Annotated in this window: 8 protein-coding genes; 5 read left to right on the top strand and 3 right to left on the bottom strand. The window is 73.0% G+C overall.

Translation table 11 applies throughout. From position 1 onward, the window contains the following. Positions 1–325: 325 nt before the first annotated feature. The 3 genes from ACL02U_RS21860 to ACL02U_RS21870 are packed head-to-tail and all read right to left on the bottom strand — an operon-like array spanning position 326 to position 3,910. Positions 326–2,608 (bottom strand): FtsX-like permease family protein, encoded by a 2,283-nt coding sequence (locus ACL02U_RS21860; RefSeq protein WP_412792625.1) that lies wholly within the window; start codon positions 2,606–2,608, stop codon positions 326–328. Positions 2,609–2,636: 28 nt separating this feature from the next. Continuing rightward, the gene (locus ACL02U_RS21865) at positions 2,637–3,386 is read right to left on the bottom strand and encodes an ABC transporter ATP-binding protein (RefSeq protein ID WP_412792626.1); all 750 of its coding nucleotides are present in this window, start codon (positions 3,384–3,386) and stop codon (positions 2,637–2,639) included. Between the two features lie 8 nt (positions 3,387–3,394). Beyond that, complete coding sequence (locus ACL02U_RS21870; protein ID WP_412792577.1) at positions 3,395–3,910, bottom strand: PadR family transcriptional regulator; 516 nt, start codon at positions 3,908–3,910, stop codon at positions 3,395–3,397. A gap of 138 nt (positions 3,911–4,048) precedes the next feature. On the opposite strand from ACL02U_RS21870, the gene ACL02U_RS21875 reads away from it, so the two are divergent. From ACL02U_RS21875 to ACL02U_RS21895, 5 genes are all read left to right on the top strand, one after another. Further along, the gene (locus tag ACL02U_RS21875) at positions 4,049–5,320 is read left to right on the top strand and encodes an ABC transporter substrate-binding protein (protein WP_412792578.1); all 1,272 of its coding nucleotides are present in this window, start codon (positions 4,049–4,051) and stop codon (positions 5,318–5,320) included. Positions 5,321–5,548: 228 nt separating this feature from the next. Continuing rightward, entirely contained in the window at positions 5,549–7,171 is a 1,623-nt protein-coding gene (locus tag ACL02U_RS21880; protein ID WP_412792579.1) for a glycoside hydrolase family 13 protein, read from the top strand. A gap of 38 nt (positions 7,172–7,209) precedes the next feature. Then, positions 7,210–8,532: an ABC transporter substrate-binding protein gene (locus tag ACL02U_RS21885; protein WP_412792580.1), complete on the top strand. Its 1,323-nt coding sequence runs from the start codon at positions 7,210–7,212 to the stop codon at positions 8,530–8,532. 6 nt (positions 8,533–8,538) lie between these two features. After that, on the top strand, positions 8,539–9,915 hold the full coding sequence (locus ACL02U_RS21890) for an ABC transporter permease subunit (RefSeq protein WP_412792581.1): 1,377 nt from the start codon (positions 8,539–8,541) through the stop codon (positions 9,913–9,915). 8 nt (positions 9,916–9,923) lie between these two features. Then, a complete protein-coding gene (locus tag ACL02U_RS21895; RefSeq protein WP_412792627.1) occupies positions 9,924–10,763 on the top strand; it encodes a carbohydrate ABC transporter permease in 840 nt (279 codons plus the stop codon). The last annotated feature ends 14 nt before the right edge of the window (positions 10,764–10,777 follow it).

Below are 10,777 nucleotides of genomic sequence, written 5' to 3' on the forward strand. Positions count from 1 at the left end.
ACTGGGCAAGGTCCTCGCCAAGCGGGTCGAGCCCGCCCTGACCGAGGGCGCCCACGTCCCCGGCCTCGACCCGTCCACCACCGCACTCGTCGCCGCCTACCGGGGAATGCGCGGGCGTGACTGACGCGCCGTCCACCTGACGGTCGGCGACCGGACTCCGGCGCGCACCCCCACCGGGCCGCCGCGCCGGAGTCCGGCCCGCTGTTCCCGAGCCCCGGCCCGCAGTCCGGGCGTACGGGCCCGCCCGCCGGGTCCCGGGGCGGCGGCCCGTGCGTCCCCGGACCGCGCCCCTCAGGTCACCGCGCCCCTCAGGTCACCGCGCCCCTCAGGTCACCGCGCTCAGCGAGTCCGCCAGCCGCCGGCGCGTCGCGCGCGCGGCCGGTACGGCGGTCAGCGCGGTCGCGCCCAGTACGGCCGCGGCGGCGACCAGGAGCAGCAGCACGGCGGAGGGCAGCCGGGCGATTCCGGCGCCGATACCGCTGTGGGCGCCCTGGGCGTTGATCAGCCAGCGGGCCAGCGGCAGTCCGAGGGCGGTGGCGGTGACGGCGGCTGCCAGGGCCGTGCAGGCCGTGGCGGTGACGGAGATCGCGGTGATCTGGCGGGGGGAGAGGCCGATGGCCTTCAGGGCGAGCAGGTCCCGCTCGCTCTCCCGGACCGTCCCGCCGATCACCGTCAGCAGCTCGACGACGCCGATGAGCGCCAGTACGGCCACGAGTCCCGCGACGACCCCGCGCAGCGGGGACAGGCCGTCGGCGGGGTTCGGGACGGCGTGCACGTCCAGGTGCCCGTGAGCGGCCGCGGTCAGCTCGGCGGCGACCCGGTCCCGGTCCGCGCCGGGTCGCAACCGCAGCTGGTAGAGCGTCGGGGTGATCCGGGGGTCGTTCTCGCGCAGGGTGTCGAGCGAGGTGGAGACGACCCGGCCGGCGTTCTCCGGCTCGATGCTGCGGCCCACGAGGTGCAGGATCTCCGGCTGGTCGCCGACCGTCATCCGCACCCAGTCGCCCACCCGCACGTCCAGCAGGTCCAGCAGGCCCTGGCCGGCGACGGCCTCGTCGGGGCCGCGCGCGGGCCGGCCCTCCGCGAGGGTGTACGGGTAGGGGTCCTCGCGGGTGCCCAGACCGCGCAGCGCGATGGTGGCCGTCTGCCCGGGAACCAGCGCCGCCACCTCGGCCCCGGGATAGACGGCGGCGATCTGCGGGGACCGCGCCAGCAGCGCCCGGGTCTGCGCGTCGCTCAGCCCCCGGTCCGGGCGGGCGGTGAGCGCGGCGGGCAGCCCCATCCGCTCCGGGGCGGTGTGGAAGCGGTCGATCGTCGTCCACGCGCTCAGCGCCACCACGATCAGCAGCAGCGGCAGCGCCAGCCGACCCACCGCGACCGGCGTGCGCGCCCGGCGCGCGAAGGCCCGGTGCCAGCCCAGGACCAGCGCGGGCGGCAGCCGCAGCCCGAGTGCCTGCCGCGCCGGACCCGACAGACGTCCACCGGCCGGTGCGGCCGGACGCGCCAGCGGCACCGGGGGGACCCGTCCGGCCCGCCAGGCGGCGAGGCCGGTGACCGCGGCGATGAACAGCACCGCGCCCACCGGGACGGCCAGCAGGGCGGCGGTGTGGCCGGGCAGGCCCTGCCAGAGACCCACCGCGTCGCCGAGCCGGCCCGGGACGCGGTCGCCCAGCCCCCGCACCAGCAGTGCCGCGGACACCGCACCCAGCAGGGCGTACACCACGTGCTGGAGCAGGAAGACCCGCACCACCTGCGCGGGTGTGAAGCCGATCGCCTTGAGGACGGAGATGTCCCGCAGATGGCCGCGGATGCGGGTGGCGATCGCGCCGTGCACGGCGAAGCCGGCGGCGAGCAGTGCGCCGAGCCCGAACAGCCCCAGCACCTGGCCCAGCAGCCTGGCGTCGTTCCGCGCCTCGGCCCGGGCCTGCCGCCAGGTGGACACCTCGCCGACCGCGCCCGCGCCGAGGGCGGTGACGGCGCGCTGGACGGCGTAGTCCGTGTCGTCCGGGTTCTTCAGCCGCAGCCCGACGACCTGGGCGTCCGGGTCACGGACCGCGGCCGGCGGGGCCCAGACCAGGCCGGCCTGCTCGCCGGGACGGTAGCCCGGTTCGGCGCTGTCGGCGACGCCCACCACGGTCAGGGTCCGGGCCGTGCCGGGCAGGGTCAGCCGGTCCCCGGGCTGGGCGAGCAGGGCCTGGGCGAGCCGGGTCTCCAGGACCACGCCGTCCGGGTCGCCGCCGCGCAGCCAGTGCCCGGCCGTCAGCAGGGGGCGGCCCACCTCGGGCAGCGCGCCGGTGGCGCGGAGCTCGACCGCGGCGCGGGTGCCGCGGGAGGTCACGGTCGCGCTCTCGGTGGCGTAGGGGCCGGCGACGGAGTCGACGCCGTCGAGGCGGCCGAGCACCCGGTCGTCGACCGAGGTGCCGGTGTGCAGCCACACGTGCGCGCCGCGGGTCTGCGTGAAGACCCGCTGCCACGGGTTGGTCGCGTACCCGAACAGGGCCGTCGCCAGCAGCAGCGAGACGACGACGCCGGCGGTCGCCAGCACCATGAACAGCGCCTCGCCGCGGTGCGTGCGCAGATCGGAGTGCGCCCAGCGCAGGGTGGCTCGCACGGGCATCAGTCCTCCCACCCGGGCATGGTCACTCCCTCAGCTCCAGCACACCCGATATGCCGGTGCCGCGGGCGGGCCGGCCGTCCAGTTCGGCGTCGTCGACGATCCGGCCGTCGAAGAAGCTGATCACCCGGTCCGCGGCACTGGCGAGCCGGGCGTCGTGGGTGACCAGCAGGATGGTCTGGCCGCGCTGGTGGAAGCGGGACAGCAGCCGCATCACCTCGCGCGTGCCCCTGCTGTCCAGGCTGCCCGCCGGCTCGTCGGCCAGCAGCAGGCGGGGGTGGTTGACCAGGGCGCGGGCCAGGGCGACCCGCTGCTGCTCGCCGCCGGACAGTTCGCCCGGCATGCTGCGTTCCTTGCCGGTCAGCCCCAGTTCGGCCAGAAGCTCGGCCCGCTCGGCGCGGGCGCGCCTGACCGGGCAGCCGGCGAGCAGGGCCGGCAGTTCCACGTTGTCGGCGACCGACAGGTTGGACACCAGGTTGAAGAACTGGAAGACGATCCCGATGTGCTTGCGGCGCTCCTCGGCCCAGCGGGCCTCCGAGTAGGCGTCCGTGCACCGCCCGTCCAGCCGGATGCTGCCGGCGTCCGGCCTCTGCAGCCCGCCGAGCAGGTGCAGCAGTGTCGACTTGCCGGCGCCGGAGGGGCCGGTGACGGCGACGAACTCGCCCGGTCGCAGGCACAGGTCGACCCCGCGCACGGCCCGTGCCGGGGCGCCCTCGCCGTGGTGCGTCTTCACCAGGCCCTCGGCGTGCAGCACGGGCGCGGGGTCGTCGCTCACCCCAGCGCTCACTCCAGCTCCTCCAGCTCTTCCTGGCACCGCTCCAGCCAGTCGAGGTCGGCCTGCAGATGCAGCATCGCGCCCTCGATCAGGAGCTGGGCGATGCGGTTGTCGCGGTCCTCGGCCGCGGCCAGTTTCGACAGACTGCGCATGGTGTTGAGGTACTGGCGCCGCTGCCTGTTGATCAGTGTGATCTGGTCGGCGAGGCCGGTCTGCGGGGCGAGCGCCAGCTTCATGAAGAACTCGTCCCGTACCCGCGCCTCGTCCTCGGTCTCCTCGAACCAGGCGCGCAGCGCCTCCCGCCCGGCGTCGGTGAGGTGGTAGACCTTCTTGTTGGGCCGGCTGGACTGCTCGACGTCCTCGCCCTCGATCAGCCCGGATTTCTCCAGGCGTCCGAGGGTGACGTAGACCTGGCCGACGTTGGGCTGAGGGTACGCGGAGCCCAGCAGTTGCTCAAGGTCCTGTTTGAGCTCGTAGCCGTGGGCGGCACCGCGTGCGAGGAGAGCCAGCAGGGCCAGGCGCACTTCGTGCTCTCCTCCCCGCGCTCTCGTGATGTGGCAGACGCTACGTGTGCCAGGCCCTAGTATCGCCCATACCTAACCGGTATACATGGCCCTGATTCCGGGCGACGGCGCCCGGTGCCGGTGTACAGGGAGGAACCTATGCGGTGGATGCGTGCCGCCGGTAGGGGCCTCCTCGTTCTGGCGGTGGTGCTGACCGGCTGCGTGGCCTCCGGCGCCCGTGCCGAGGAGGCGCCGTCGAGCGGTCGGGGACCGCTCACCCTGGCCACCGCGGGAGACCTCACCGGCTATCTCGGTCCGCTGCTGGACGGCTGGAACCGCACCCATCCCGGCGAGCGGGTCACCCTGGTCGAGCTGCCGGACTCCGCCGACGAGACCCGCGCGCAGATGGTCACCGACCTGCGCGGCGGCAACCGCGGCCGGTTCGACGTGCTGAACATCGACGTCGACTGGACCTCGGAGTTCGCCGCGGCGGGCTGGATCCGCCCGCTGCCGCGCGGCCGCTTCCCGTTGAAGGCCTTCCTGCCCCCCGTCGTGGGCACGGCCACCTACGACGGGCGGCTGTACGCGGTGCCGTACGTCACCAACGCCGGGCTGCTCCTCTACCGCAAGGACATCCTCGCCGAGGAGGGCGTGCCGCCCCCGCGCACCTGGGCGGAGCTGGAACGGGACGCCCGGACCATCGCGCCGAAGCACGGTCTCGGCGGTTACGCGGGCCAGTTCCTGCCGTACGAGGGGCTGACGGTCAACGCGGCCGAGGCGGTCTACTCCGCGGGCGGCAGCATTCTCGGCGACGAGGGCGCGCGGGTGACGGTCGACTCCGCGGCCGCCCGCGAGGGCATCGGCTTCCTGGTGCGCGGGGTGCGCGAGGGCTGGATACCGCGGGAGGCGCTGACGTACAAGGAGGAGGAGTCGAAACAGGCCTTTCTGGACGGCCGGCTGCTCTTCCTGCGGAACTGGCCGTACGCCTACGCCGCCGCCTCCGCCGCGGGCTCGCCGCTCGCCGGGAAGGTCGGCGTGGTGCCGCTGCCCGGTCCGGACGGCCCGGGCACCAGCGTGCTCGGGGGGTCCAATCTCGCCGTCAACGCGCACGCGAGCCACCCGGAGTCGGCCGAGCGCCTGATCGCCTACCTGACCAGCGAGCGCGTGCAGCGCCAGGTCCTGGTCCGCGGAGCGCTGCCGCCGGTGCGCGCCGACCTGTACGAGGACCCCGGGCTGGTCCGGCGGTTCCCCTATCTGCCGACCCTGCGCCAGAGCGTGCTCACGGCCGCCCCGCGGCCCAAGAGCCCCCGGTACGACCAGGTGAGCCTGGCGGTGCAGGCGGTCGTGCACGACGCGCTGACCGGGCACGAGACGCCCGAGAGCGCGGTGCGGCGGCTGGCCCGGGAGCTCGCGGCGCTCTCCCGCCGGTGACCCCCGCCGCCCCGGCCGCCGCCCGTTGTCGCGTTTTCCACTTCCCCTCCTAGTTACCTGTTAGGTAACGCGGACGTCTCATCTGTTGCCTTCATGGGCTGTTATGTCCTGAATTGAAACCCCAACTCGCCAGTAGTCTGGCGCAGATTCGTTGACATCCTCGCGACACCACTACTTAACATGCATGCATAACGACTACCTTCCTCGACAGATAGACAGGTCAAGGATTTGAACAGGCATCGCTGGTGGCGCGACGCGGTGATCTACCAGGTGTACGTCCGCAGCTTCCTGGACAGCACCGGTGACGGCATCGGCGATCTCGCCGGGGTCAGGGCCGGACTGCCCTACCTGAAGAAGCTCGGCGTCGACGGCATCTGGCTGAGCCCCTTCTACCCCTCACCGCAGCACGACCACGGCTACGACGTCGCCGACTACCGGGACGTCGACCCGCTCTTCGGCGACCTCGCCGAGTTCGACCGGCTGATGTCCGCGGCCCGCCGGCTCGGACTGCGGGTGCTGCTCGACATCGTGCCCAACCACTGCTCCAGCGCCCACCCGTGGTTCCGGGAAGCACTGGCCTCCCCGCCCGGCAGCGCCGCCCGCGCCCGCTTCCACTTCGCCGACGGCCGCGGACCCGGCGGCGAGCAGCCGCCCAACAACTGGCACTCCATGTTCGGCGGCCCGGCCTGGACCCGGGTGACCGAGCCCGACGGCCGCCCCGGACAGTGGTACCTGCACATGTTCGCGGCCGAGCAGCCCGACTGGAACTGGCGCGCACCCGAGGTGCACGCGGAGTTCGACCGGATCCTCCGCTTCTGGCTGGACCGCGGCGTGGACGGATTCCGCATCGACGTCGCCGCGGGCCTGTACAAGCACCCCGAGCTGCCCGACTCCGACGACCCGGAGGCGGACGCCCGCACCCGCGACTCGGTCAACCCGCTCGCCTGGAACCAGCCCGAGGTGCACGGCGTGTGGCGGCACTGGCGCGCGGTCTGCGAGGAGTACACCGCCCGCGACGGCCACGAGCGCCTCCTCGTCGGCGAGGTCTCCGTCCCCACCGCCCGCGAGCACGCGCACTACGTCCGGCCCGACGAACTGCACCAGGCCTTCTTCTTCGACCTGCTGAGCGCCCCGTGGGACGCGGACGCCTTCGCCAAGGTCATCTCCGAGGCCATGCAGGACATCGCCGGCACCGGATCCACCGTCACCTGGGTGCTCAACAACCACGACCAGGTGCGCACCGTCACCCGCTACGGCGAACCCGCCACCGAGGGCAGCGGCCTCGGCGCCGCCCGCGCCCGCGCCGCCGCGCTGCTGATGCTCGCCCTGCCCGGCGCCTCCTACGTCTACCAGGGCGAGGAACTGGGCCTGCCGGAGGTCGTCGACCTGCCCGACGACGTGCTCACCGACCCCATCTACCGCCGCACCGGCAACCGCGCCCGGATACGCGACGGCTGCCGGGTGCCGCTGCCCTGGTCCGGTCAGGCCTCCCCGTTCGGCTTCACCTCCGGGGCCGCGGACGCCAAGCCGTGGCTGCCGCAACCGGACTACTTCGCCGAGTACGCCACCGACCGCGCCCTCGCCGACACCCGCTCCTTCTGGCACCTCTACCGCGACGGCCTCCAACTGCGCCGCGAACTGCCCCAACTCGGTGAGGGAACCCTGCGCATGCTGGACAGCCCGCCCGGCGTCCTCGCCTTCACCCGCGGCGGCGCCCTGGTCTGCGCCGTCAACTTCGGCGCCACGCCCGCCCCCGCACCGGTCCCCGGCACCCCGCTGCTGTCCAGCGGCCCCTGCCCGCCCGGCGTACTGCCCGGCTCCACCGCCGCCTGGTGGATCACCGAACACTGAGCCCCCGTCACCACCCCCGTCCCGAAAGGACACCGACGATGATGAGACGACGCACCCTGCTCGCCACCTGCACCGCACTCGCCCTGGCACTCGGCGCCACCGCCTGCGGCGGCGACCCCGCCCCGGCGGGCGGCGGCGGGAAGGCGCTCGCCGGCCAGACGGTCACCGTGGCCGGCGTCTGGTCGGGCAGCGAGCAGAAGAACTTCCAGAAGGTGCTGGACGCCTTCACCGCCAAGACCGGCGCCAAGGCGCAGTTCGTGTCGACCGGCGACAACGTCTCCACCGTCGTCGGCAGCAAGATCGAGGGCGGCAACGCACCCGACGTGGTGATGGTCCCGCAGGTCGGCGTGTTGCAGCAGTTCGCCGCGAAGGGCTGGCTGCGGCCGCTGTCGCAGACGGCCCAGCAGACCATCGACGCCGACTACGCGCCCGTCTGGAAGAACTACGGCAGCGTCGACGGCACCCTCTACGGCCTGTACTTCAAGGCCGCCCACAAGTCGACCGTCTGGTACAGCCCCGACGCCCTCGCCCGGGCCGGCGTCCAGAAGCCCACCACCTTCGCCGGCATGCTCAAGGCCGGACACACCGTCTCCGACTCCGGGCTCGCCGCGTTCTCGGTAGCCGGCCAGGACGGCTGGACCCTCACCGACTGGTTCGAGAACATCTACCTCTCCCAGGCCGGGCCCGACAAGTACGACGCCCTCGCCGCACACCACCTGAAGTGGACCGACGCCAGCGTGGTCAAGGCGCTCACCACCCTCGGCCGCGTCTTCTCGGACAAGCAGCTCGTCGCCGGCGGGCAGAAGGAGGCCCTCAGCACCGACTTCCCCGGCTCCGTGGAGAAGGTGTTCGGGCCCAAGCCCGAGGCCGGAATGGTCTACGAGGGCGACTTCGTCGCCGGCGTGGCCAAGGACCAGTTCGGCCGCACCATCGGCAAGGACGCGAACTTCTTCCCCTTCCCCCCGGTCGACGGCGGCCCCGCCCCCGTGGTCAGCGGCGGTGACGCGGCGGTCGTCCTGAAGGACGGCAAGGACGCCAAGGCCGGCATGGCGCTCCTGGAGTACCTGGCCACCCCGGAGGCCGCGGCGGTGTGGGCCAAGGCGGGCGGGTTCCTCTCCCCGAACAAGAAGCTCGACCTGGCCGCGTACGGCGACGACGTCACCCGCGCCACCGCCAAGTCCCTCATCAACGCCGGCGACTCGGTCCGCTTCGACATGTCCGACCAGGCCCCGGCGGCCTTCGGCGGCACCAAGGGCGCCGGTGAGTGGAAGATCCTGCAGGACTTCCTGCGCGACCCGTCCGACCCGAAGGCGACCGCGGCCGCGCTGGAGACCGCGGCGGCCAAGGCCTACCAGAACTGAGCCGCCATGACCGCCACCACACTCCCGAAGGAGCGGGGCGGGGCAAACCCGCCGCCGCGCACCCCGCACGCCGACCGCGCGCGGCGGATGCGGCGGCGGGGGCGGATCATCGCCGTCCTCTTCGTCCTCCCCGCGCTCCTCCTCCTGGGCGCGCTCGTCGTCTACCCCGTGCTGTTCTCCGTCGGCCGCAGCTTCTTCGACGCCTCCGGCACCCGCTTCGTCGGAGGCGGCAACTACACCGAGATGTTCCGCGACCCGACGACCCTGCGCGCCGTCCGCAACACGGCCATCTGGGTCGTCGTGGCGCCCGCACTGCTCACCGGCCTCGGACTGATCCTCGCCGTCCTGGTGGAGAAGATCCGCTGGGCGACCGCGTTCAAGCTGCTGCTGTTCATGCCGATGGCCGTCTCCTTCCTCGCCGCCGGCATCATCTTCCGGCTCGCCTACGACCAGGACCCCGACAAGGGAGTCCTCAACGCCGCCGCGGTCTCCGTGCACGACGCCTTCGAGGGCAGCTCCAGCTACCCGGCGGCACGCGCCCGCGAGGGGCAGGGACTCGTCGGTCAACCCGACGGCTCCTACCTGACCGACGGCGCCGGGCTGACCCCCGGCGACACGGTGACGCTGGGACTGGTCGGCGTCGCGCCCGGCGAACTGCCCGGCGACGCCCGGCCCGCCGCGCCGGCCGCGGCCCGCAAGGCGGGCCCCGGCGAGCTGTCCGGGGTCGTCTACCTCGACTTCACCCCCGGCGGAGGCGGGAAGCAGGGCCGGGTCGACGCAGGGGAGAGCGGACTGCCCGGTATGCGGGTCGAGGCGGTGCGCGACGGCCGCACGGTGGCCGCCACCACGACCGGCTCCGACGGCTACTTCCGCTTCACCGGGCTGGAGCAGGGCACATACGGGGTGCGGCTGCCCGCCGGCAACTTCGCCCCGCCCTACCAGGGCATCTCCTGGCTCGGCCCGACCCTGGTCACGCCCGCGATCATCGGCGCCTACCTGTGGATCTGGACCGGTTTCGCCATGGTGCTGATCGGCGCCGGGCTCGCCACGCTGCCGCGCGACGCACTGGAGGCGGCGCGGATGGACGGCGCGAGCGAATGGCAGATCTTCCGCCGGATCACCGTCCCGCTGCTCGCGCCGGTGCTGACCGTCGTCTTCGTGACCCTGGTCATCAACGTGATGAAGGTCTTCGACCTCGTCTACATCATCGCGCCCGGACCGGTGCAGCAGGACGCCACCGTGCTCGCCACCCAGATGTGGCTGGTGTCCTTCGGCGGCGGCAACGACCAGGGCCTCGGCAGCGCGCTCGGCGTGCTGCTCCTGCTGCTGGTGGTCCCGGCGATGGTCTTCAACGTACGGCGCTTCAGAAGGAGTCAGCGATGAACGCGGCCGTGCACGCGGTCCGGCGGGGCCTGGGCAACGGGCTCGTGCAGGCGGCCCTGACGGTGGTCGCCCTGCTGTGGCTCACCCCGCTGGCCGGACTGTTCCTCTCCTCGCTGAGATCGGCCCAGGACACCGCGAAGGGCGGCTGGTGGACGGTCTTCTCCAGCCCCGGCCAGCTGTCCTTCGACAACTACTCCGCGCTGCTGCAGAACTCCGGCATGACCCGGGCGTTCTGGAACACCGTGCTGATCTCGGTCCCGGCGACCACTCTGGTCGTGGTGGTCGCGGCACTGGCCGGATACGCCTTCGCCTGGCTGGACTTCCCGCTGCGTGAACCGCTGTTCCTGCTGGTGGTCGCGCTGCTGGTGGTGCCCGTCCAGATCGGCCTGCTGCCGGTGGCGAAACTCTTCGGCGCGCTCGGCCTGTTCGGCACCATCCCCGGCGTCGTCCTCTTCCACGTGGCCTACGGACTGCCGTTCGCCGTGTTCCTGCTGCGCAACTACTTCGCCGAGATACCGAGGGAGATGCTGGAGGCGGCCAGGATGGACGGCGGCAGCGAATGGCGGATCTTCACCCGGCTCGTCCTGCCGGTCGGCCGGCCGGCCATCGCCAGCCTCGCCATCTTCCAGTTCCTGTGGGTGTGGAACGACATGCTGGTCGCGCTGCTCTTCGCGGACAGCTCCTCCCAGCCGCTGACCGTGCAGCTCCAGTCCCAGATACGCCAGTTCGGCAGCAACATCGACGTGCTCGCACCGGGGGCGTTCCTGTCGCTGATCGTGCCGGTGGCGGTGTTCTTCGCCTTCCAGCGGCACTTCGTGCAGGGGGTGATGGCCGGCTCGGTGAAATAGGCCGGCCAGCCCGC

This window comes from Streptomyces sp. MS06 (genome assembly GCF_047200655.1).
Lineage (GTDB): Bacteria > Actinomycetota > Actinomycetes > Streptomycetales > Streptomycetaceae > Streptomyces.